This is a genomic window from Lysinibacillus sp. Y5S-8 (genome assembly GCF_036894365.1).
Classification (GTDB): Bacteria; Bacillota; Bacilli; order Bacillales_A; family Planococcaceae; genus Lysinibacillus; species Lysinibacillus fusiformis_D.
On sequence record NZ_CP145889.1, the window covers coordinates 4,493,884 to 4,518,931 of the forward strand.

The window sequence follows — 25,048 nt, forward strand, 5'->3', positions numbered from 1 at the left end:
CTTTTATTTACTAGTTAGTCGATTACTGCACCTGATTTTTTTGCAACACGAACTTTTTTACCGTTTTCGATTTTATAACCTACACGAGTCGGCTCGCCAGATTTAGGATCGATTAGCATTACGTTCGAAACGTGAATTGCAGCCTCTTGGCTTACAATCCCACCTTGTGGATTCAATTGGTTAGGTTTAACGTGCTTTTTCACGATATTAACGCCTTCAACAAGAACGCGGTCTTGTTTAGGGAAAGCAGCTAGGATTACTCCTTCTTTGCCTTTGTCCTTACCAGTGATAACCTTAACCTTGTCACCTTTTTTTACATGCATGCTGTCGCACCTCCTTGATTGGCACTATCATGAAATTAAAGAACTTCTGGAGCTAGAGAAACGATTTTCATGAAGTTGCTGTCACGTAATTCACGTGCAACAGGTCCGAAAATACGAGTTCCGCGTGGTGATTTATCATCACGAATAATTACACAAGCATTTTCATCAAATTTGATGTACGTACCGTCTTTACGACGTACGCCTGATTTAGTACGAACGATAACAGCTTTAACAACGTCACCCTTCTTGACAACGCCACCTGGTGTTGCTTTCTTAACTGTACAAACAACGATATCACCGATGTTAGCAGTTTTACGGCCAGAGCCACCAAGCACTTTAATTGTAAGAACTTCACGTGCACCTGAGTTGTCAGCAACTTTCATACGACTTTCTTGTTGGATCACTTAGGTTACCTCCCTTCGGAAATGGTTGTTCCGAAATAGTTATTAAATAATAACCGCTTTTTCTACAACTTCAACTAGACGGAAACGTTTAGTAGCTGATAGCGGGCGAGTCTCCATGATACGTACGATATCACCGATTTTCGCTTGGTTTTGCTCATCATGAGCTTTAAACTTTTTAGAGTATTTTACACGTTTACCGTAAAGCTTGTGCTTTTTGTGAGTTTCAACTAAAACAGTAACAGTTTTGTCCATTTTATCTGAAACAACGCGGCCCGTGTAAACTTTGCGTTGATTACGCTCAGTCATACTTGAAAACCTCCTTTATCAGTTATTTGCACTGATTTCTCTTTCACGAATAACAGTTTTCATACGCGCGATTGCTTTACGCACTTCACGAATACGAGCTGTGTTTTCTAATTGACCAGTCGCCAATTGGAAGCGAAGGTTGAAAAGCTCTTCTTTCAGTGATTTCACTTTTAATTCAATTTCAGAAGTGGCAAGGTCACGGATTTCATTAGCTTTCATTAGATTCACCACCAGTTTCTTGACGTTTTACGATCTTACATTTAACAGGAAGCTTATGTGATGCTAAACGAAGTGCTTCACGTGCAATCTCTTCAGATACACCAGCAATTTCGAACATAATTTTTCCTGGTTTTACTACTGCTACCCAACCTTCAGGAGAACCTTTACCAGAACCCATGCGGACTTCTAGAGGTTTTTTAGTGTAAGGTTTGTGTGGGAAGATTTTAATCCAAACTTTACCGCCACGTTTCATGTAACGAGTCATCGCGATACGTGCAGATTCGATTTGACGGTTAGTAATCCAGCTAGCAGTTTGAGCTTGTAAGCCCCACTCGCCGAATGATACTTCTTTGCCGCCTTTCGCTTCGCCACGCATGTTGCCGCGGTGTTCACGACGGTATTTTACGCGTTTAGGCAATAACATATTATTTGCCTCCTTCCACAGATTTCTTCGTAGGAAGAACTTCACCACGGTAGATCCATACTTTAACGCCTAATTTACCGTAAGTAGTGTCAGCTTCTGCGTGTGCATAGTCAATGTCAGCACGTAGAGTATGAAGTGGAACAGTTCCTTCACTATAGTGTTCAGCACGCGCGATATCAGCGCCACCTAAACGACCAGATACTTGTGTTTTAATTCCTTTTGCACCAGCACGGATTGTGCGTTGGATCGCTTGCTTTTGCGCACGACGGAATGATACACGGTTTTCTAATTGACGAGCGATGTTTTCAGCTACTAGACGAGCGTCAAGATCTGCACGTTTAATTTCAATGATGTTGATGTGTACGCGTTTACCAGTTAACTCGCTAAGGTATTTACGAAGGTTTTCAACTTCAGTACCACCTTTACCGATTACCATACCTGGTTTCGCAGTGTGAATTGTAATGTTTACACGGTTTGCAGCACGTTCGATTTCTACTTTAGAAACAGAAGCGTCTTTAAGAGCCGTTTCAATATATTTACGCACTTTGATGTCTTCGTGAAGTAGAGTTGCATAGTCTTTTTCAGCGTACCATTTTGACTCCCAGTCACGAATAATACCAACGCGCAGTCCTATTGGATGTACTTTTTGACCCACGGATTAACCCTCCTTCTTCTCAGATACCACTAGAGTGATGTGGCTTGTGCGTTTGTTAATTGCGCTTGCACGTCCTTGCGCACGTGGACGGAAACGTTTTAAAGTTGGACCTTCATCAACGAACACTTCAGAAACTACTAAAGAGTTGATGTCAAGATCGTAGTTGTGCTCAGCATTAGCAACTGCAGATTTTAATACTTTCTCAACGACTGGAGACGCCGCTTTTGGAGTATGACGTAAAATTGCAACTGCTTCACCAACTTGCTTACCTCGGATTAAGTCTACAACTAGACGTACTTTACGAGGAGCAATACGTACTGTGCGAGCGATAGCTTTAGCTTGTGTCATTAGGATTTACCTCCTCTCAAAATTAGCGTCTTGTTTTCTTGTCGTCTGCACCGTGACCTTTGTAAGTACGTGTCGGTGCGAACTCACCAAGTTTATGGCCTACCATATCTTCTGTTACGTATACAGGAACATGTTTACGTCCATCATATACAGCAATCGTTAAACCGATGAAGTTCGGGAAGATTGTAGAACGGCGTGACCAAGTTTTGATAACTTGTTTTTTCTCAGAAGCCTCTTGTACTTCCACTTTTTTCATTAAGTGGTCATCAACAAAAGGTCCTTTTTTCAAGCTGCGACCCATGTAGGAACCTCCCTCCGTGATTCCACCACGGCTCTCACATAGAACCGTAGTTTAACCACTTTATTTTTTACGACTACGGATGATAAATTTATCCGATTTGTTTTTCTTCTTACGAGTTTTGTAACCAAGTGCTGGTTTACCCCAAGGAGTCATTGGTGATTTACGTCCGATTGGAGAACGTCCTTCACCACCACCGTGTGGGTGATCGTTAGGGTTCATTACAGAACCACGAACTTCTGGGCGTTTACCTAACCAACGGCTACGACCTGCTTTACCGATGTGTACAAGTTCGTGTTGTTCGTTACCAACTTGACCGATTGTAGCGCGGCAAGTAGCTAACACTAAACGTACTTCACCAGATTGAAGACGAACGATTACGTACTTATCTTCACGACCAAGTACTTGAGCAGAAGTACCAGCAGAACGTACTAATTGTCCACCTTTACCAGGTTTTAACTCGATGTTATGGATTGTAGTACCCATTGGAATGTTTGCTAATGGTAATGCATTACCTACTTTAATATCAGCATCTGGACCAGAAACGATTGTTTGACCAACCTCTAGACCTTTTGGTGCTAAGATGTAAGCTTTTGCTCCATCAGCGTAGTTGATTAATGCGATATTCGCAGAACGGTTTGGATCATATTCAATAGTAGCAACTTTTGCCGGAATGCCATCTTTAACACGTTTGAAATCGATAACACGGTATTGCTTCTTATGACCACCACCATGATGACGAACAGTGATTTTACCTTGGTTGTTACGACCAGCTTTGCGTTTAGTTGGTTCAAGCAATGATTTCTCAGGCTTGTTAGTTGTAATTTCCGCAAAGTCTAATGACGTCATGTTACGACGACCATTAGAGGTAGGTTTATACTTTTTAATCGCCATTGTGTTTTCCCTCCTTCTTGAGTGTTCAAATCATAAATCCATTAAGGATTACACTTCGAATAATTCAATTTCTTTGCTATCAGCAGTTAATTTAACAATCGCTTTACGACGTTTGTTAGTGTAACCACCGTAACGGCCAACACGCTTGAATTTACCTTTGTAGTTAAGAACGTTTACTTTCTCAACTTTTACGCCAAAGATTTCTTCTACAGCGTCTTTTACTTGAGTTTTGTTAGCGCGAGTGTCTACTTCGAAAGTATACTTTTTCTCTGCCATAAGTTCTGAAGAACGCTCAGTAATGACCGGACGTTTTAAAATATCACGTGCTTCCATTATCCAAGCACCTCCTCAACTTTTTCTACTGCAGATTTAGTGAATACAACTTTGTCGTGACCTAATAGATCAAGAACGTTGATTCCATTTGCAGTTAAAACTGTTACACCTGGGATGTTACGAGCAGATAATGCTACGTTTTCATCTAGGTCAGCAGTTACGAATAAAGATTTTTTCTCTAAAGAAAGATCTTTAAGAATTTTTGTGAATTCTTTTGTTTTTGGTGCTGCTAGAGTTAGAGCATCAAGAACTAAGAAGTTTTGTTCTACTACTTTAGCTGATAAAGCAGATTTAAGAGCTAAGCGGCGAACTTTTTTAGGTAATTTATAAGAATAGCTACGTGGAGTAGGACCGAATACGATACCACCGCCGCGCCATTGTGGAGAACGGATAGAACCTTGACGAGCACGACCAGTTCCTTTTTGACGCCATGGTTTACGACCACCACCAGCAACTTCAGAACGGTTTTTAACCTTGTGATTACCTTGACGAAGAGAAGCACGTTGAGCTACTACTGCGTCGAATAATACTGCTTCATTTGGCTCGATTCCGAAGATCGCATCGTTTAATTCGATTTCACCAACTGAAGCACCTGTTTGACTAAGTACAGATACTTTTGTCATTCCTGTTTCCTCCTTTCTTGAAGTGATTACTTAGCTTTAATTGCAGTTTTTACTGTAACTAGAGCTTTTTTAGAACCAGGAACATTACCTTTAACAAGTAGTAAGTTACGATCAGCATCAACTTTCACGATTTCTAAGTTTTGGATTGTAACTACATTGCCACCCATTTGACCAGGTAATTTCTTTTGTTTAAATACGCGGTTCGGAGCAACTGGACCCATTGAACCAGGACGACGGTGGTAACGAGAACCGTGGGCCATAGGACCACGAGATTGTCCGTGGCGTTTAATAACACCTTGGAAACCTTTACCTTTAGTAACACCTGTTACATCAATTACATCGCCTTCTGCGAAAATTTCTACTTTGACTTCTTGACCAACTTCGTATTCTCCAACGTTCACGTTGCGGAATTCACGAATGAAGCGCTTAGGAGCAGTGTTCGCTTTTGCTACGTGACCTTGTTCAGGTTTGTTAGAAAGCTTAACGCGCTTGTCTTCGAAACCAACTTGAATTGCTTCGTAGCCGTCTGTTTCAACAGTTTTCTTTTGAAGAACTACGTTTGGCGCAGCTTCGATAACTGTTACCGGGATTAAATCGCCGTTTTCAGCGAAAACTTGTGTCATACCAATTTTTCTACCTAAGATTCCTTTAGCCATTTGTCACACCTCCTGTAAGTTTTGAAAAGTTATATTATTTTTACCATTAAAGTTTGATTTCGATATCAACGCCAGATGGTAAATCAAGTTTCATTAACGCATCAACAGTTTGTGGTGTTGGGTTAACGATATCGATCAGACGTTTATGCGTACGCATCTCGAATTGTTCACGAGAATCTTTGTACTTGTGAACCGCACGAAGAATTGTGTACACAGACTTCTCAGTTGGAAGTGGAATCGGACCTGATACACTTGCACCTGAACGTTTTGCAGTTTCCACAATTTTCTCAGCAGACTGATCTAAAATACGGTGATCATACGCTTTTAAACGAATACGAATCTTTTGTTTTGCCATTATTTTCCCTCCTTCTCGCCTATTTTCTAGACATTCTCCACGAAAATTTTCCCACACACCGCCATGGCAAAGCGGCCGGGTGTGTCGGCAACCTCTCGCTTCATCGCAGTCAAAGACCAACATTCAACATTATATACAATAAAAAAAGAATAAGCAAGTCTTTTCGCTAAATTCTTTTAAATGTTGTAGATATTCTTAGTACTACTACTTCTTCGCTTTATTAAGCCGTTTATTAGTATATAAAATTTTATTACATATTGCAATAGTTAAGGTTGTCATATCAACATTTCCGTACTTTTCAAACAATTCTTTAAGAAAGTAGTTTCCATAGATAAGAAACTACTTCTTATTTTATAGAAAGAATACACATGCCATCCAACCAAACAGGATCAAAGGGATATTAATAAAAACAAATGTCGGTACACAAGTATCCCAAATATGATGATGTTGTCCATCTACATTTAAGCCCGCTGTTGGTCCCAACGTAGAATCTGAAGCTGGAGAGCCTGCATCACCTAAAGCACCCGCTGTACCAATTAAACAAAGAATCGCTAAAGGACTCAATCCCAACCCTTGTGCAAGAGGAACAAATAACGTAGCAATAATAGGTACTGTAGCAAAAGATGAACCAATACCCATCGTCACAACTAATCCAATGACTAGCATGATAAAGACAGCGAGACTTCTATTACCTTTCAGCACAGCAATTGAGCTTGTAATTAAGCTATCCACATCTCCAGTAGCATTAATAACGGCTGCGAAGCCATTGGCCGCAATCATGACAAAGCCAATAAAGGCCATCATCTTCATCCCTTCAGAGAGAATGTCATCTGCCTCTTTCCATTTCAGCGCACCTGTAAAATACATCAACATAATCCCTGTAAACGAACCGACAATCATTGAATCTGTTAATACTTGAGCACAAAGTGATGCGACTAATGCAAGAGCTGTAGAAAACATCACAAACTTACTGACGTTCACTTTTAAAGATTCCGTCTCTACTTCATTGTGCTTATACTGTCTTGGCTTGCGGTATACAACAAAGGCGATAAGCAGCCCAATCAGCATTCCTAGCACCGGAATCGCCATTGCTGCCGGTACATCACGTGAAGATACAGCCATTCCAGCCTCTGACACTTGTGTAGCAACGATATCTTGAAAAATGGCTCCGAAACCAGCTGGCACAAAACTATAAGTACCGATTAAGCCTACTGCAATTAGGACCGCAATGATACGTCGATCAACCTCCAACATATTTAATATTTTTAAAATGGGAGGAATCAATAATGGAATGAAGGCAATATGAATAGGAATAACATTTTGAGATAAAATAGACATCACGAAAATAAGGAAAAAAATTAAAACCTTCACTAAGCCTTTTCTATTACTTTCGCCATTTAAAATTTTTAACATCCCTGCAATCATCAATTCTGGTATTCCAGTTTTGGCAATAGCAATAGCAAAGCCACCAAGGAGACCATAACTCAATGCAATAGTGGCCCCTGCGCCTAACCCTTCTGTAAATGATTGTACTGTTGCCTCAATGCCCATTCCACTTGTAAGACCACCTACAAAAGCTCCTAGTACTAAGGAAAGAACGACATTGATGCGAAGCAAGCTTAATATCAACATAACGGCTACCGCCGCAATTACTGCATTCATTGTTACACTCTACTTTCATACACTAAATTACTAACATGTTAAACTTTATTATTCTGATATATGAAAGTCAATAGTTTTCACAATTTCAATATGTTTATATAAAAAAACAGTGTAAGGATTAATCATTACACTGTTTTTGAGTTTCTTCATATTTAATTGTTACAACGATTCACGAACAACTTTTTTATAATAGCCAACCGAAAGTATGCCAAAGATCGTATATAACGCTACGTAACAGCACATCGCAATCCACAAGGGAGCCGTTAACTCTGTACCAAATAAGAACCATCCTGACTTAACAGCAAAGTAGCTATGCAATAATCCAATAACTAATGGGACACCAAAATTAAAGGCCTGTTTCATATAAATGCCTTTCATGATGTCTTTCTCGGCAAAACCAATTTTTCTGAGTATTGTATAGGAACTTCTTTCTTCCTCTGCCTCAGACATTTGTTTAAAGTATAGAATACTACCAGTTGTCATTAGAAATGCTAATCCTAAAAATGCTGTTGTAAAAATCGTAAGACCTAATGTTTCAATATTATCTTTACGTTTTTCTTCAAAGGAAGATTGTGTATATTGCTGTGTCTTACCATCACCTTCTACAGCCGTAATAACTCCTGCATTTGTTTGAATATATAATTTCTCTGCTGTTTCTAATTCTTCTTTTGCTGTTATTGTAATGGTTGTTTGTTGATGCCAAGGATAAAACGCTGCTTGCGTAGTTAAACTTGTAAACATGTCATCTGTCACAACAAAGATAGGTCCGCCACCTCCAGCCGTGACAATACCACTTATAACACTTTTATCATGAACATCTACTACATGGAAAGTTTCTTCAAGCTCTCCTGCAGATACCACTACATCACGATCTTTTTCTAATGGAAACATTTCAGCCATATAACCGCCATAGTTGGTTAAGATAACATCGTTGCCTGATAGCGAGGCTTCAGGAACGCTTTGCTGATAATCAGAAAGCGGGATAGTATAGATTGTTCCTTCCATATCATATAAAGGATTGTCCTGCTGCATTTTAGACATTAATTGACCTACAGAGGCTGTTACTCCTTGTAAACGATAATCTACTTTATCATACGTAATGTTATTTTTCTCTAACTCCTCTAAGAAGGTCTGACCCTGCTCTTCTAGCAATATGAAATCACCAGGTACTTGGCTATAAGCCGATGCCTCTGAGGAATAGTAGGCGATATAGGATAGCGTCGTTACACCTAGAGACACACCTGTTAATACAGTGATAAGTGTTAATGACTTTGCGTTGCTCTTCATGCGATGCATAATCGGTGTTAATGCTAATACATCCTTGATAGATAAATGCCCTTTTTTCTTCAAGCGAATAGTATTCATAATAAAGGCTACGGAGAAACGAAAGACAAGAAATGTACCACCAATAGTCGTAGCTAAAATTATCATCATATTGATAAATAAATGACCAGTTGATTCAATATCAAATAGCTTTGTTGACGCATAGTAGCCATAAGCAATCAGCATAAGACCCATAAAGCCAATTGCCATTTGTAATGCGCTAAAACGCCTCACACGCTCGTCTGCTTGTTTTGCCGCGCTAAACAGTGATAATAATGAAACACGATGAATCATCCAAGCCATCTGTACAAGAACAATAACCAAAAGAATAGCAAATACGATCATCGACTGCTGTAATGCCTGTGTACTAAATGTCATGGTTACAAGAGCTTCTTTTTCAAGGACACGTAGTAAAATCATAGCAAATACGCGTGAGCTAAAGAAACCTGCCAGCATCCCTAGAATAACAGCACCAATAAATAAGAGAATGTTTTCAATCGCTAGTAAACGCACGATTAGCCCCTTTGTCATGCCTATCAATTGGTACAAGCCTATTTCCTTACTACGACGTTTCATAAATAAATGATTTGCATATAGGACGAAGAATAAAACGATAAAATAGAGAATATAAGTGGCTGCTTTAAATCCTGCCGTAGCCGTTCCACTCATTTGAACAGCATCCCATACCTCAGAATTATTTTGCAATGTAACAAAGGAAAAATACAAAGTAACACTAAAAATAAGAGCAAAGAAATATAGATAGTAGTGCTTCATATTTTTCTTCATGCTTCTAATCACTAGCTTACTAAGACTCATACCCGTCACCGCCTAGCACACTTTGCGTATGCATGATTTCTTGGAAAAATGCCTGCCTTGTTTTATCACCCTTATAAAGTTCACTATAGATCAGGCCATCCTTTAAAAATAAAACACGTGTGCAGAAGCTTGCAGCTACTGCATCATGTGTAACCATCATTATTGTCGCTTCTTTCGTCTCATTAATGTTTTGGAGATTTTGGAGCAAGGCTGTAGCCGATTTAGAATCCAATGCACCAGTAGGCTCATCTGCAAATACCAACGATGGGGTCGTAATAAGTGCACGTGCAGCAGAGGTACGCTGCTTTTGTCCACCAGATATTTCATTGGGATATTTATTTAAAATTTCTGTGATACCCAATAGGGATGTTAGCTCTTTCACTCGACTTTCCGCAACAGCTTTTGGTAACTTACTGATAGCTAATGGCAGAAGGATATTTTCCTTTACTGTGAGGGTATCCAGTAAATTATAATCTTGAAATATGAATCCTAGCTGCTCTCGTCGAAAATTCGCTAACGCCTTTTCTTTCATATCACGCAAATTATGACCGTTTATTTCAATTACACCTTCTGTTGCGAAATCTATAGAACACAAGACATTTAAAAGTGTTGTTTTACCTGAACCTGAAGGTCCCATAATGCCTACAAACTCACCTTTATTTACTTCTAAATCAATACCCTTTAGCACTTCTTGAGCCGTTGATTTTTTGCCATATACTTTCTTTATTTTACGACCAATTAAAACTGTCACGTGATAACGCCCCTTTCTATAATCCAAGTGTACCCTGTCATAGCTATTCATTCGTGCGTTTTACATGACAATATAAAAAGGTAGGTGACAATTTCGTCATCTACCTGTTAGTTTGACATATTCATTTTGTAAGGGAAAACGCAGTGTAAATAATGAGCCGTCTCCAACATTCGATTGAACATAGATGCGAATCCCGATTTTCCGGGCTGCATTGGATGCCAAATAAAGACCCATTCCTGTAGATTGTGAGGATTCTCTTCCCGCTGTTCCCGTATACGATTTTTGAAAAATTCGAGGTAAATCCTCTAAAGGAATACCTATACCTACATCTTTTATATGTAATAATGTCGCACCTGTTGGGTCATGTTCAGTAAAAATTGTGACCTCAGAATTTACTGGACTATACTTTATGGCATTTGAGAGAATTTGCCGAACAATAAACGCCAGCCACTTGCCATCAGTCAGAACCGTATCTGTAAGCTCAGCGACTTCAAAGCCAATACCTTTTTCAATACACCAAGCCTGCATACCCCTGATTTCTTTATAGACAATCGGTTTCAGCTCGACCTCATTTAAATAGTTGTCCTTTTCAATAGAGGCTAATCTTGTTTGATGTAGCTGTTGATCGACTAAAAGATGTAGTCTCAGCCATTCATTCTCTAATTTTCGGCGCAGTGATACATCCTCAATATGCTCTAATAATAAATTAATCGTTGTTAAAGGGGCCTTTACTTCATGAACCCAAGCCAACAGCTCATCTGAATACTCTTGTAGTTGCACTTTAGCTTGATTTAACTCCATGTTCTTCTCATAAAAGACACTTTCCATTTTTTGAAAGCATGCTTCCTGAAAAGGAGTTAAAACTAGTCTATTTTTATGTGCTTCATCAAGGTAGCCGTCCATATTTCCCAGGAAATCTTTTAATTTCCCAACTTCATTGACATAACGCCACACAAAAAAGAGCGTAAAACTAACAAGCAAACTAATGTTTACATACCATATTGAAATACTATTTAAACCAACATCTAAAGAAAATAGCACATTTAGAAGTGTAAAAATGAAAATAAAAAAACCAATCCATGCAAAGCGTTCTCTTATAAATAATAATAACACGTTTTTCACGTCCTCTGGCTGACTGCCATATATCCAAGTCCTTTTTTAGTTAGAATCACTTCTGGTAAACCAATATCCTCTAGCTTTGTACGTAATCGATTAACATTTACCGACAAAGTATTATCATTGACAAAACGTTCATCATCCCAAAGCTTTCTCATTAATTCGTCTCTTGAAACAATCTGATTAACCTGTTCCACTAAAATTCGTAAAATGAAGAGCTCGTTTTTCGTTAAGGAAGCGGTAGCCCCATTAAATATAATCTCACTTCTTGTATAATCAATAACGGCGTTATTAAAACATGTAACGTCCATTTTCTCCTCAACATAGTCATAGGTTCTTCGTAAAATCGCCTGTGTTTTCGCGAGTAGCACTTCCATATGGAATGGCTTTTGTATAAAATCATCTGCTCCCATTTGCATAGCCATCACCATATCCATTGGATGATCTCGAGACGAGAGAAAAAGGATGGGTACTTTGGATAAATGACGTATTTCTCGACACCAATGAAAGCCATCATAGGCAGGTAATTGAATATCAATCAGCACAAGATGTGGTTTCTCCTCTATAAAGTTGTCCATCACCTTTTTAAAATTTTTAGGACCAACCACTTGTAATGACCAATGTGCAAAACGTTCTTGAATCATATTAAAAATGGATGGATCATCTTCAATGAGCAAGATTTTCATGTCCATGTTCAATTCCCCTTTCCTTTATTTATCCTGGATGACATGCTAGCTGTTATGTATACATACACTAATTAAAATCATTTGATTTCCCTTATTTTAACACAAAAAACCAATCTGTAAGCGTCCCTACAGATTGGTTTGATAATTAGCGAAAGCTAAAATTATTTTTGGATAGAAGCAACTACGCCAGCGCCTACAGTACGGCCACCCTCACGGATAGAGAATTTAGTACCTTCTTCAAGAGCGATTGGAGCGATAAGTTCAACTGTCATTTCGATGTTATCACCAGGCATTACCATTTCAACGCCTTCTGGTAAGTTACAGATACCTGTTACGTCAGTTGTACGGAAGTAGAACTGAGGACGGTAGTTAGAGAAGAATGGAGTATGACGGCCACCCTCTTCTTTTGATAAAACGTAAACTTCAGCTTTGAAGTTTGTATGTGGAGTGATTGAACCTGGTTTAGCTAATACTTGACCACGTTGGATTTCTTCACGAGCAACACCACGTAGTAAAGCACCGATGTTGTCACCAGCTTCAGCATAGTCTAATAATTTACGGAACATTTCTACACCAGTTACAGTAGTAGATTTAGCTTCTTCAGCGATACCGATGATTTCAATTACGTCACCAACTTTAACTTGACCACGTTCAACACGGCCAGTTGCAACTGTACCACGACCAGTGATAGAGAATACGTCCTCTACTGGCATCATGAATGGTTTGTCAGTTTGACGTTCTGGAGTTGGGATGTAAGAATCTACAGCGTCCATTAATTCAACGATTTTTTCTTCCCATTCTGGTTCACCTTCAAGAGCTTTAAGAGCAGAACCTTTGATTACAGGAATATCGTCACCTGGGAAGTCATATTCAGATAGTAGATCACGGATTTCCATTTCTACTAATTCTAATAATTCTTCGTCATCAACCATATCACATTTGTTCATGAATACTACTAAGTATGGAACACCTACTTGACGAGATAAAAGGATGTGTTCACGAGTTTGTGGCATTGGGCCATCAGCAGCAGATACTACTAAGATACCGCCGTCCATTTGTGCAGCACCAGTGATCATGTTTTTAACATAGTCAGCGTGTCCTGGGCAGTCAACGTGTGCATAGTGACGAGTTTCTGTTTCATATTCTACGTGAGAAGTGTTGATTGTGATACCACGCTCTTTTTCTTCTGGAGCGTTATCGATGTCAGCGTATGATTTAGCTGTACCACCCATTTTTTTAGAAAGAACTGTAGCGATTGCAGCAGTTAAAGTAGTTTTACCATGGTCAACGTGTCCGATTGTACCAATGTTAGCATGCGTTTTAGAACGGTCAAATTTTTCTTTAGCCATTAGAGATTGCCTCCTCAAAATTATATGTTTTATTTTTGAAATTTATAGAATGAATGCTGATAGAGAACGGGCCCATCCCCTATCCTGCAATCATAGCTTACAAATTAGTTATACTTTATGCAAGATGAAAATTCAATTATTCACCTTTATTTTTTTTGATGATTTCAGCAGCAATTGATTTTGGTACTTCTTCATAATGATCGAATGTCATTGAGAATACACCACGACCTTGTGTTGCAGAACGAAGTGTTGTTGCATAACCAAACATTTCTGCTAAAGGAACCATTGCACGAACAACTTGTGAGTTACCACGAGCATCCATACCCTCAACGCGTCCGCGACGAGAAGTAATGTTACCCATGATATCGCCAAGGTATTCTTCCGGAATTACAACTTCTACTTTCATCATTGGTTCTAAGATAACAGCGTCACATTGTTTCGAAGCTTCTTTAAGAGCCATAGATGCAGCAATTTTGAACGCCATCTCATTCGAGTCAACGTCATGGTAAGAACCGAATACTAATTTCGCTTTAATGTCGATTAGAGGGTAACCAGCTACTACACCGCGGTCAAGAGAGTCACGAAGACCTGCTTCAACTGCAGGAATGTATTCACGAGGAATTACACCACCAACGATAGCGTTTTCGAATTCAAATCCTTTACCTTCTTCATTTGGAGAGAACTCAATCGTTACGTCTCCGTATTGTCCACGACCACCAGATTGGCGAGTGAATTTACCTTGAACTTTTGCAGAGCTACGGAATGTTTCACGGTAAGATACCATTGGAGCACCTACGTTAGCTTCTACTTTAAATTCACGGCGCATACGGTCAACTAAGATATCAAGGTGAAGTTCACCCATACCTGAGATGATTGTTTGTCCAGTTTCTGTGTCAGTATGAGCACGGAAAGTTGGATCCTCTTCTTGAAGTTTTTGTAAAGCTTGACCCATTTTATCTTGGTCAGCTTTTGATTTTGGTTCTACAGAAAGAGAAATTACTGGCTCAGGGAACTCCATTGATTCAAGAATAACTAGGTTCTTCTCATCACAAAGAGTATCACCAGTAGTAGTGTCTTTAAGACCTACTGCTGCTGCGATGTCTCCAGCAAATACTTTTGAGATCTCTTCACGAGAGTTAGCGTGCATTTGTAGGATACGACCTACACGCTCACGTTTACCTTTAGAAGAGTTTTGCACGTATGAACCTGAATCTAATGTTCCAGAGTACACACGGAAGAAAGTTAATTTACCTACGAATGGGTCAGTCATAACTTTGAATGCAAGAGCTGAGAATGGCTCTTCATCAGAAGATTTACGTTCTAACTCTTCGTCACCATCTACTGAAGTACCTTTGATTGCTGGTACATCAACTGGAGATGGTAAGTAATCGATAACGGCATTTAACATTGGACGTACGCCTTTGTGTTTGAATGCTGTACCACAGATTACTGGGTAAAATTCTACTGCGATTGTAGCACGACGGATTGCCGCTTTAAGTTCCGCAACAGTAATTTCTTCGCCTTCTAAATATTTTTCCATGATTTCTTCATCAACACTTGCAACAGCGTCGATTAGTTTTTCACGGTATTCTTCAGCTTGTGCGCGGTATTCTTCAGGAATTTCTCCTTCAGTTACTGCTGTACCTTTTTCGTCGCCATAGAAAGTAGCTTTCATCTCAACTAGGTCGATGATTGCTGAGAATTGATCTTCAGCTCCGATAGGTAATTGGATAGGGTGAGCGTTTGCTTGTAAACGATCATGTAGAGTTCCTACAGAATATAAGAAATCTGCTCCTGTTTTATCCATTTTATTAATGAATACAATACGTGGAACACCATAAGTTGTAGCTTGACGCCATACAGTTTCAGTTTGAGGCTCAACACCAGATTGAGCATCTAGTACTGTAACAGCACCGTCAAGTACACGTAATGAACGTTCTACTTCTACAGTGAAGTCTACGTGTCCAGGAGTATCGATGATGTTTACACGATGGCCTGCCCATTGGGCTGTTGTTGCAGCAGAAGTGATTGTAATACCACGCTCTTGCTCTTGCTCCATCCAGTCCATTTGAGAAGCGCCTTCATGAGTTTCACCGATTTTGTGAATCTTACCAGTGTAATAAAGGATACGCTCAGTTGTTGTTGTTTTACCAGCATCAATGTGAGCCATGATCCCAATATTACGAGTATTCTCAAGTGAGAATTCGCGTTTCATAGGAAATTTCTCCTTCCATATTGGGGTAAAGACTGTATAAGAGACCTTGTGTTAGCTAACTGGCTAACACATAGGTTAAATTACCAACGGTAGTGAGCGAATGCTTTGTTCGCTTCTGCCATTTTGTGCATGTCTTCACGTTTCTTAACTGATGCACCAGTGTTGTTAGAAGCATCAAGAATTTCGTTAGCTAAACGTTCTTCCATAGTTTTTTCACCACGAAGACGAGCATAGTTAACTAGGTAACGAAGACCTAAAGTTGTACGACGTTCTGGACGTACTTCAACCGGTACTTGGTAGTTTGAACCACCAACACGGCGAGCACGAACTTCAAGAACTGGCATTACGTTGTTTAGAGCGGCTTCGAATACTTCAATTGGATTTTCACCAGAACGTTCTTTAACAAGTTCGAACGCACCGTATAAAATCTTTTGAGAAGTACCTCTTTTACCATCAACCATCATTTTATTGATTAAACGAGTTACTAGTTTTGAACTATAAATTGGATCTGGTAACACGTCACGTTTGGAAACAGGACCTTTACGAGGCATGTGTTTTCCTCCTTTCGAATAGTTATCGATTATTTTATAAAGTTGGCCTTTTCGTATTTGTCGATCAAATATCAAATCTGCTAGCAAGATTCGATATTTGTGACAATTAGTATGAGGCTCAGTATTAAATAACGTTATTTAACGTTAAATTATTTTTTTTCTTTAGGGCGTTTTGTTCCGTATTTAGAACGTGATTGTAAACGACCGTTTACACCAGCTGTATCAAGAGCTCCACGTACGATATGGTAACGAACACCCGCTAAGTCTTTTACGCGTCCGCCACGGATAAGAACAACACTGTGCTCTTGTAAGTTGTGGCCTTCACCTGGGATATAAGCTGTAACCTCAATTTGGTTAGTTAAACGTACACGAGCGTATTTACGTAACGCTGAGTTCGGTTTACGAGGTGTCATTGTACCAACACGAGTACAAACACCGCGTTTTTGTGGTGATTTAACATCAGTTAAAGATTTTTTAAATGAGTTATATCCTTTGTTTAACGCTGGTGATTTTGATTTCGTGATTTTAGATTGACGAGGCTTACGTACTAATTGGTTAATTGTAGGCATCGATATTTCCTCCCTTCATTTATTCCTTGTTAATACCACACATCCAGGTGGTTCATTTTTTGGGTAAAAACAAAGTCTTTGTGTTTAATACACAAAAACTACTCTACAGTAATCGCAACTACCGCAGCTCCAACATGGATTCCACAGGCCTTGCCCAGTTCCTTTTTCGACTCAACAAGAATAACTGGTATACCGATTTCTCTCGCGAAAGATATGGCCGAATCGGTTACCCAATTGTCTGCATCAAGTGCCACAAGAAGTTCTTTCACTGAACCGGCTCGCATTGCTTTTACTGCTTGCTTTGTACCTATGATTGTTTGACTAGCCCTTACTTTATCATAAGACATTTTCATATCCTCCGAAGTACAGACAGTTAACTATCAACCTTCAATATATTATCATTACCAATTTACACTGTCAACTAATATCTTTAAAAAGTCCGAAGAGACGGTGAAATTCCATCTCTTCGGTCCTATTTTAATGTCTATTCGGCAGAAACAACTTCTGTGTCAAGCTCATCTTTTTCGATGCGGATTTGACGGTAACGTTGCATACCAGTACCTGCAGGAACAAGTTTACCGATAATTACGTTCTCTTTTAATCCAAGAAGCTCGTCACGTTTACCCTTAATTGCTGCATCTGTTAACACACGTGTTGTTTCTTGGAACGATGCTGCAGATAAGAATGATTCTGTTTCAAGAGAAGCTTTTGTAATACCCAGGATAACAGGACGACAAGTTGCAGGATTTTTGCCATTCATAACAGCATCTGCATTTGCCTCTGCAAATTGGTGGATATCTAGTAATGAACCTGGTAATAAATCTGTATCTCCAGCTTCAATTACACGTACTTTACGAAGCATTTGGCGAACCATTACCTCGATATGTTTATCACCAATTTCTACCCCTTGCATACGGTATACTTTTTGAACTTCTTTTAATAAATATTCTTGAACAGTTGAAACGTCTTTGACTTTTAACAATTGCTTTGGATCGATAGAACCTTCTGTTAAAACTTGACCACGCTCTACATTATCACCTTCGATAACTTTTAAGCGTGCATTATAAGGTGCTTGATACTTACGAGTTTCTACGTCACCTTGAATAGTAATTTCTTTTAAGCCTTCACGAATTTCTGTGATATCTGAAACAGTACCTGTGATTTCTGAAATAACAGATTGACCTTTTGGATTACGTGCTTCAAAGATCTCTTGGATACGTGGAAGACCTTGTGTAATATCATCTCCGGCAACCCCACCTGTATGGAATGTACGCATTGTTAATTGTGTACCTGGTTCACCGATTGATTGAGCTGCAATAATACCAACTGCCTCTCCAACCTCAACCTTTTCACCTGTTGCCAAGTTCATGCCGTAACATTTTTTACATACGCCATGTTTTGTATTACATGTAAATGCTGAACGGATTGTCACTTCCTCGATACCTGCTTCAATAATTGCACGAGCAACATCTTGGTCGATTAAACCATCTCTTCCTAAAATAACTTCACCCGTTTCAGGATGTACGATTGTTTTCTTCGTATGACGACCAACAATACGTTCATCTAGCGCTTCGATCAGTTCTGTGCCTTCCATTAATGCGCCAATTGTTAAGCCACGGTCAGTACCACAGTCATCTTCACGCACAATAACATCCTGTGCAACGTCAACAAGACGACGTGTTAAGTAACCTGAATCGGCAGTTTTAAGGGCTGTATCGGCAAGACCTTTACGAGCACCGTGAGTAGAGATGAAGTACTCTAATACTGTTAAACCTTCACGGAATGAAGATTTAATTGGAAGTTCAATAATACGACCAGCCGGGTTGGCCATCAGACCACGCATACCAGCTAACTGAGTAAAGTTAGATGCGTTACCACGGGCACCTGAATCAGACATCATGAAAATTGGGTTTGTTTTCTCAAGTGACTTCATCAGTTTCGCTTGAATTTCATCTTTCGCAGCACTCCAGCTTGAGATAACACGATCGTAACGTTCATCCTCTGTAATGAAACCACGACGGAATTGCGCTTGAACTTTATCCACTTTTTCTTGAGCTACCGCTAAAATTTCGCCTTTATCAGGTAATACTACGATGTCAGATACACCTACAGTAATACCAGCACGTGTTGAATATTTAAATCCTAGGTTTTTCATGCGGTCAAGCATTTTAGATGTTTCAGTAATGTGGAAACGTTTAAACACTTCAGCAATGATATTTCCTAAGAATTTTTTACGGAATGGATTTACAACTGGTACTGATGCAAAATATTTGCGCAATACAGCTGTACGTTGTGCATCAATTTTCCCTTTTTCATCTAAATTATTATAAGCGCTATCTGATTCAAGCTCTTTCAGTGTATCTTCGTCAATTATTAATTTAGCGAAGTATTTCTCTGGTGTTACTTGCTCTAAGTTGAAATCAGTTGGCTCATTAATATAAGGGAATGATTTTGGCAAGATTTCGTTAAAGATTACTTTACCAACAGTTGTCAATAAGAACATATTATTTTGCTCTTCTGTGAATGTTGGGTTATTTAACGAACTCGCTTTAATCGCGATACGTGTATGCAAATGTACATGACCTGTATCATATGCAATTAAGACTTCATTTGGACCATAGAAAACAGTACCTTCACCACGAGCATCTTCACGTTCAAGTGTTAGGTAGTAGTTTCCTAATACCATATCTTGAGAAGGTGTTACAACAGGTTTACCATCTTTTGGATTCAAGATGTTTTGTGCTGCAAGCATTAGAAGACGAGCTTCTGCTTGAGCTTCTGCTGATAACGGTACGTGAACCGCCATTTGGTCACCATCGAAGTCAGCGTTATACGCTGTACATACTAATGGGTGAAGACGAATAGCACGACCTTCAACTAGTGTTGGTTCAAATGCTTGAATACCAAGACGGTGAAGCGTTGGTGCACGGTTTAATAATACTGGATGCTCACGAATAACATCTTCTAAAACGTCCCAAACGTCATTGTTTAAACGTTCAATTTTACGCTTAGCAGATTTAATGTTATGAGCAAGACCACGCTCTACTAACTCTTTCATTACGAATGGCTTGAATAATTCGATAGCCATTTCTTTTGGTAAACCACATTGGTACATTTTTAAGTTTGGACCTACTACGATAACGGAACGACCAGAATAGTCAACACGTTTACCAAGTAAGTTTTGACGGAAACGACCTTGTTTACCTTTCAGCATATGTGAAAGTGATTTTAGTGGACGGTTACCAGGACCTGTTACAGGACGTCCGCGACGACCATTATCAATTAATGCGTCAACAGCTTCTTGTAGCATACGTTTTTCGTTTTGTACGATGATGCTTGGCGCACCTAAATCTAATAAACGTTTTAAACGATTATTACGGTTGATTACACGACGGTATAAATCGTTTAAATCGGAAGTTGCAAAACGACCACCATCTAATTGCACCATTGGACGAAGCTCTGGTGGAATAACAGGTAGAACATCTAGAATCATCCATTCAGGTGAGTTACCTGAGTTACGGAAAGATTCAACAACTTCTAGACGTTTGATAGCACGAGTACGTCTTTGACCTTGTGCAGATTTTAACTCTTCTTTTAAAGAATGTGTTTCATCCTCTAAGTCAATTTTGCTTAATAGTTTTTTGATTGCTTCTGCACCCATTGCAGCTTCGAATGTGTTGCCGAATTTTTCACGGTATGCACGGTACTCTTTTTCAGAAAGTAATTGTTTGCTTTCTAAATTAGTAGCACTTGCTTCAATCACAACGTATGAAGCAAAATAAATAACTTCTTCTAATGCACGTGGTGACATATCTAGAATTAGACCCATACGGCTTGGAATACCTTTGAAGTACCAGATATGAGAAACTGGTGCTGCTAATTCGATGTGTCCCATACGTTCACGACGAACTTTAGCGCGCGTTACTTCAACGCCACAACGGTCACAAACTACGCCTTTATAGCGTACACGTTTATATTTACCACAATGACATTCCCAATCCTTAGTTGGACCAAAGATACGTTCACAGAATAAACCATCTTTTTCTGGTTTTAATGTACGGTAGTTAATTGTTTCAGGCTTTTTAACCTCACCATATGACCAAGAACGAATCTTGTCAGGGGATGCTAAACCGATTTTCATATATTCAAATTCATTAACGTCTATCAAGGAGCCTACCTCCCTCTAGTATAGGTCTTTATAAAGACTCTTTTACGCAGCTCGATAATCGCTTGCAAAGAATTGCCTCTTTGGCAAAGGATTAGAAATAGAATGATTTATTAAAAGAAAAAGCCAGGCAGGGCGTTAAATCCTGCCCGGCTAATTTGAAAAATAAGTTTGACCTTATTCACCATTGTGAATTTGGGTTTCCATTATTCAAAAGACTCTACTGGCTCTTCTTCTGTATCTGGCTGTGGTGCAATGTTAAGTGCATCAGCTGGTTGAAGATCTTCTTCTTCGTCTAAATCACGAAGCTCTACTTCTTCATCATTAACTGTTAACATCTTAACATCCATACCAAGAGATTGAAGTTCTTTAATCAATACTTTGAATGATTCAGGAACACCTGGCTCTGGTACACTTTCACCTTTAACGATGGCTTCATATGTTTTCACACGACCAACAACGTCATCGGATTTAACCGTTAAGATTTCTTGAAGTGTATATGCAGCACCGTATGCTTCAAGTGCCCATACCTCCATCTCACCAAAACGTTGTCCACCAAATTGCGCTTTACCACCAAGTGGTTGCTGCGTAACAAGTGAGTAAGGACCAGTTGAACGTGCGTGAAGTTTATCATCAACCATGTGAGCAAGTTTGATCATGTACATGATCCCAACAGATACACGGTTATCAAATGGTTCACCAGAACGTCCATCATACAGGATTGTTTTACCGTCACGGTTCATCCCTGCTTCTTCCATTGTTTCCCAAACGTCTTCTTCATTAGCACCATCAAATACTGGTGTTGCCATGTGAACGCCTAGGTAGCGGGAAGCCATACCTAAGTGTAACTCTAAAACTTGTCCGATATTCATACGAGAAGGTACACCAAGTGGATTTAACATGATATCAACAGGCGTGCCATCTGGCATGAACGGCATATCTTCTTCCGGTAAGATACGAGAGATAACCCCTTTGTTACCATGACGTCCGGCCATTTTGTCCCCAACGCGAATTTTACGTTTTTGAACAATATAAGCACGAACTAATTGGTTAACGCCTGGTGGTAATTCATCGCCATCTTCACGGTTAAATACTTTAACGTCAAGAATGATACCGCCAGCACCATGTGGTACACGTAATGAAGTATCACGAACCTCACGAGCCTTTTCACCGAAGATTGCATGTAATAAACGCTCTTCCGCAGTTAATTCTGTAACCCCTTTAGGTGTTACTTTCCCTACCAGAATATCGCCATCACGTACTTCCGCACCAATACGGATAATACCACGTTCGTCTAGGTTACGAAGTGCATCTTCTCCAACGTTCGGAATATCGCGAGTGATTTCTTCAGGCCCAAGCTTTGTATCACGAGATTCTGATTCATATTCTTCAATATGAACAGATGTATAGACATCGTCTTTTACAAGGCGCTCGCTCATAATAACAGCATCCTCATAGTTAAAGCCGTTCCAAGTCATGAATGCAACAAGTACGTTACGTCCAAGAGCCAGTTCGCCTCTTTCCATTGATGGACCGTCTGCTAAAATATCACGAGGTTTCACACGCTCTCCAACTTTTACAAGTGGACGTTGGTTATATGAAGTACCTTGGTTTGAACGAATGAATTTTTGTAATTTATATTTTGTTAAATCGCCTTTAACCTCTTTGCCGTCTACAACTTCAATGCGACGAACATGGATAGAGCGAGCCTCTACGTGCTCAACAATACCATCGTATTTCGCTACAACAGCTGCACCTGAATCACGCGCATCAACATGTTCCATACCCGTACCAACGAATGGTGCTTCTGGGTTAAGAAGTGGAACTGCTTGACGTTGCATGTTGGCACCCATAAGTGCACGGTTAGAGTCATCGTTTTCTAAGAACGGGATACATGCAGTCGCAGCAGAAACTACTTGTTTAGGAGATACGTCCATGTAGTCCATTTGAGCTTTATTGAATACTGTGTTATCCCCACGGAAACGACCTACTACTTCTTCATTAGTAAAGGTACCATCTGGATTTAATAGCGAGTTTGCTTGTGCTACATAGTAGTTATCTTCTTCATCAGCTGTTAAATAATCAATTTGATCCGTTACTCGACCTGTTTCGTGATCAATACGACGATAAGGCGTTTCGATGAATCCAAATTTATTGACTTTGGCAAATGAAGATAATGAGTTGATTAAACCAATGTTTGGACCCTCAGGTGTCTCGATTGGACACATACGACCGTAGTGAGAGTAGTGAACGTCACGCACTTCAAAACCAGCACGCTCACGTGTTAAACCACCAGGCCCTAATGCAGATAAACGACGTTTATGTGTTAACTCTGCTAGAGGGTTTGTTTGGTCCATGAATTGAGATAATTGAGAGCTACCGAAGAACTCTTTAATAGACGCAATTACAGGACGAATATTAATTAATTGTTGCGGTACGATTGCAGCTGTGTCGTTAATGGACATACGCTCACGTACTACACGTTCCATACGAGATAAACCGATACGGAATTGGTTTTGTAGTAACTCACCTACTGAACGTAGACGACGGTTACCTAAATGGTCAATATCATCTGTTGCGCCTACTTGGTAAAGTAAGTTGAAGAAATAGCTTACTGAAGATAAAACGTCAGCTGGTGTAATATTCTTCACTTCTTCATCAATGTACGCATTACCGATGATATTAATTTCTTTTTGTGCTTCATCTTTCGGTGCATAAATCTTAATAGATTGGATTGTTACATCGTCCTCAAGCACGCCACCAACTTGCGATAAAGTACGGTAACCAATACCTTTTGATGAATCTTCTAGGTAAGGTAGAATTTTATCTAGAGTACGGCGGTCAAGCACTGTACCTTTTTCTACTAAAATTTCGCCTGTTTCAGGATCTACAAGCGTTTCAGCAATCGTTTGGTTAAATAAACGATTTTTAATATGAAGCTTTTTATTCATTTTGTAGCGACCAACATTCGCTAAATCATAACGTTTTGCATCGAAGAAACGAGAGTACAATAAACTCTTCGCACTTTCTACTGTTGGAGGCTCACCTGGACGTAAACGTTCATAGATTTCTAAAAGTGCTTTTTCTGTACTTTCAGAGTTATCTTTTTCTAACGTATTACGTAAATACTCGTTATCACCGATAATATCGATAATTTCTTGGTCTGAACCGAAGCCTAGTGCACGTAGTAACACTGTTACTGGTAGCTTACGAGTACGATCGATACGCACATAAACTACGTCTTTTGCATCAGTTTCATACTCTAACCATGCACCACGGTTTGGAATCACCGTTGCGCCGAAACCTTTTTTACCGTTTTTATCAGTTTTATCATGGAAATACACACTTGGTGAACGAACTAATTGTGAAACGATAACACGTTCAGCACCGTTGATAATGAACGTACCTGTTTCTGTCATTAATGGGAAGTCACCCATGAAGACATCTTGTTCTTTCACTTCGTCTGTTTCTTTGTTGTAAAGACGTACTTTCACACGTAATGGAGCTGCGTAAGTAACATCTCGCTCTTTACATTCATCAACATCATACTTAGGCTCACCTAATGAATAATCGATGAATTCTAATGAAAGATTACCTGTAAAGTCCTCGATCGGCGAAATGTCACGGAACATTTCACGTAAACCTTCTTCAAGGAACCACTCGTAAGACGCCGTTTGAATCTCAATCAGATTTGGAAGCTCAAGCACCTCTTTAATACGCGCAAAGCTTCTACGCTGGCGGTGTTGTCCGTACTGAACTAGTTGACCTGTCAACTCATTCACCCCTCAATAAAGCGATATTAGGTCTTTGCAAAATCATACAAATAGTGTATGATTTCGAAAGACAAAAAGAAAACGAGTCTTCAAAAAGATCTCATTTTCGGTTAACTAAACTTATCTTGGCAAGTATACCCATATAAAAACATTTCTATACAAAAGGGCATACGACCTCAAAATAATATTTTTGCATTGTATCATATTATCATAGCCGATTTGTCAAGTCAATAA

The 25,048-nt window shown here is 39.5% G+C and carries 25 protein-coding genes; all 25 read right to left on the bottom strand.

Going from position 1 to position 25,048, the window contains the following annotated elements; translation table 11 throughout:
* Positions 1–14: 14 nt before the first annotated feature.
* A complete protein-coding gene (gene rplX, locus V6670_RS22075; protein WP_004233652.1) occupies positions 15–323 on the bottom strand; it encodes a 50S ribosomal protein L24 in 309 nt (102 codons plus the stop codon).
* A 35-nt stretch (positions 324–358) separates the two neighbouring features.
* Positions 359–727, bottom strand: a complete 369-nt coding sequence (gene rplN, locus V6670_RS22080) for a 50S ribosomal protein L14 (RefSeq protein ID WP_004233650.1) — start codon at positions 725–727, stop codon at positions 359–361.
* Positions 728–769: 42 nt separating this feature from the next.
* Complete coding sequence (gene rpsQ / locus V6670_RS22085; RefSeq protein WP_008181723.1) at positions 770–1,033, bottom strand: 30S ribosomal protein S17; 264 nt, start codon at positions 1,031–1,033, stop codon at positions 770–772.
* Positions 1,034–1,051: 18 nt separating this feature from the next.
* The gene (rpmC, locus tag V6670_RS22090) at positions 1,052–1,252 is read right to left on the bottom strand and encodes a 50S ribosomal protein L29 (RefSeq protein WP_004233646.1); all 201 of its coding nucleotides are present in this window, start codon (positions 1,250–1,252) and stop codon (positions 1,052–1,054) included.
* Entirely contained in the window at positions 1,242–1,676 is a 435-nt protein-coding gene (gene rplP, locus V6670_RS22095) for a 50S ribosomal protein L16 (protein WP_025116437.1), read from the bottom strand. Before rplP ends, rpmC begins: the two co-directional genes overlap by 11 nt.
* A gap of 1 nt (position 1,677) precedes the next feature.
* Positions 1,678–2,331, bottom strand: coding sequence for a 30S ribosomal protein S3 (rpsC, locus tag V6670_RS22100; protein ID WP_025116438.1), 654 nt, complete (start codon positions 2,329–2,331; stop codon positions 1,678–1,680).
* A 3-nt stretch (positions 2,332–2,334) separates the two neighbouring features.
* Positions 2,335–2,679, bottom strand: coding sequence for a 50S ribosomal protein L22 (rplV, locus tag V6670_RS22105; protein WP_004233639.1), 345 nt, complete (start codon positions 2,677–2,679; stop codon positions 2,335–2,337).
* A 22-nt stretch (positions 2,680–2,701) separates the two neighbouring features.
* Positions 2,702–2,980 carry a 30S ribosomal protein S19 gene (rpsS, locus tag V6670_RS22110; protein ID WP_008181911.1) on the bottom strand — a complete coding sequence of 93 codons (279 nt, stop codon included), beginning with the start codon at positions 2,978–2,980 and terminating at the stop codon, positions 2,702–2,704.
* Positions 2,981–3,040: 60 nt separating this feature from the next.
* Entirely contained in the window at positions 3,041–3,871 is an 831-nt protein-coding gene (gene rplB, locus V6670_RS22115; RefSeq protein ID WP_036124661.1) for a 50S ribosomal protein L2, read from the bottom strand.
* A gap of 48 nt (positions 3,872–3,919) precedes the next feature.
* Positions 3,920–4,204, bottom strand: a complete 285-nt coding sequence (gene rplW / locus V6670_RS22120; RefSeq protein WP_036124663.1) for a 50S ribosomal protein L23 — start codon at positions 4,202–4,204, stop codon at positions 3,920–3,922.
* Positions 4,204–4,827, bottom strand: coding sequence for a 50S ribosomal protein L4 (gene rplD, locus V6670_RS22125; RefSeq protein ID WP_004233626.1), 624 nt, complete (start codon positions 4,825–4,827; stop codon positions 4,204–4,206). The genes rplW and rplD overlap by 1 nt, the downstream gene beginning before the upstream one ends.
* Before the next feature lie 26 nt (positions 4,828–4,853).
* On the bottom strand, positions 4,854–5,483 hold the full coding sequence (gene rplC, locus V6670_RS22130; protein ID WP_036124665.1) for a 50S ribosomal protein L3: 630 nt from the start codon (positions 5,481–5,483) through the stop codon (positions 4,854–4,856).
* A 46-nt stretch (positions 5,484–5,529) separates the two neighbouring features.
* On the bottom strand, positions 5,530–5,838 hold the full coding sequence (gene rpsJ / locus V6670_RS22135) for a 30S ribosomal protein S10 (RefSeq protein WP_004233624.1): 309 nt from the start codon (positions 5,836–5,838) through the stop codon (positions 5,530–5,532).
* A gap of 351 nt (positions 5,839–6,189) precedes the next feature.
* A complete protein-coding gene (locus V6670_RS22140; protein WP_338652143.1) occupies positions 6,190–7,500 on the bottom strand; it encodes a Na+/H+ antiporter NhaC family protein in 1,311 nt (436 codons plus the stop codon).
* 159 nt (positions 7,501–7,659) lie between these two features.
* Complete coding sequence (locus V6670_RS22145; protein ID WP_338652144.1) at positions 7,660–9,639, bottom strand: ABC transporter permease; 1,980 nt, start codon at positions 9,637–9,639, stop codon at positions 7,660–7,662.
* Positions 9,629–10,390 carry an ABC transporter ATP-binding protein gene (locus tag V6670_RS22150; RefSeq protein ID WP_036123701.1) on the bottom strand — a complete coding sequence of 254 codons (762 nt, stop codon included), beginning with the start codon at positions 10,388–10,390 and terminating at the stop codon, positions 9,629–9,631. The genes V6670_RS22145 and V6670_RS22150 overlap by 11 nt, the downstream gene beginning before the upstream one ends.
* Before the next feature lie 96 nt (positions 10,391–10,486).
* Positions 10,487–11,503, bottom strand: coding sequence for a sensor histidine kinase (locus tag V6670_RS22155; protein WP_338652145.1), 1,017 nt, complete (start codon positions 11,501–11,503; stop codon positions 10,487–10,489).
* Between the two features lie 5 nt (positions 11,504–11,508).
* Positions 11,509–12,198, bottom strand: a complete 690-nt coding sequence (locus V6670_RS22160; RefSeq protein ID WP_338652146.1) for a response regulator transcription factor — start codon at positions 12,196–12,198, stop codon at positions 11,509–11,511.
* Between the two features lie 155 nt (positions 12,199–12,353).
* Entirely contained in the window at positions 12,354–13,541 is a 1,188-nt protein-coding gene (gene tuf / locus V6670_RS22165; protein ID WP_036123706.1) for an elongation factor Tu, read from the bottom strand.
* A 136-nt stretch (positions 13,542–13,677) separates the two neighbouring features.
* Positions 13,678–15,756, bottom strand: a complete 2,079-nt coding sequence (gene fusA, locus V6670_RS22170; protein WP_141904514.1) for an elongation factor G — start codon at positions 15,754–15,756, stop codon at positions 13,678–13,680.
* A gap of 80 nt (positions 15,757–15,836) precedes the next feature.
* Positions 15,837–16,307: a 30S ribosomal protein S7 gene (rpsG, locus tag V6670_RS22175; RefSeq protein WP_036123710.1), complete on the bottom strand. Its 471-nt coding sequence runs from the start codon at positions 16,305–16,307 to the stop codon at positions 15,837–15,839.
* Between the two features lie 149 nt (positions 16,308–16,456).
* Positions 16,457–16,876: a 30S ribosomal protein S12 gene (rpsL, locus tag V6670_RS22180; protein ID WP_010860613.1), complete on the bottom strand. Its 420-nt coding sequence runs from the start codon at positions 16,874–16,876 to the stop codon at positions 16,457–16,459.
* A gap of 98 nt (positions 16,877–16,974) precedes the next feature.
* Complete coding sequence (locus tag V6670_RS22185) at positions 16,975–17,223, bottom strand: ribosomal L7Ae/L30e/S12e/Gadd45 family protein (protein ID WP_036123715.1); 249 nt, start codon at positions 17,221–17,223, stop codon at positions 16,975–16,977.
* Between the two features lie 137 nt (positions 17,224–17,360).
* Positions 17,361–21,044 (bottom strand): DNA-directed RNA polymerase subunit beta', encoded by a 3,684-nt coding sequence (rpoC, locus tag V6670_RS22190; protein WP_338652147.1) that lies wholly within the window; start codon positions 21,042–21,044, stop codon positions 17,361–17,363.
* A 203-nt stretch (positions 21,045–21,247) separates the two neighbouring features.
* A complete protein-coding gene (gene rpoB, locus V6670_RS22195; RefSeq protein WP_186436175.1) occupies positions 21,248–24,823 on the bottom strand; it encodes a DNA-directed RNA polymerase subunit beta in 3,576 nt (1,191 codons plus the stop codon).
* Positions 24,824–25,048: the final 225 nt, after the last annotated feature.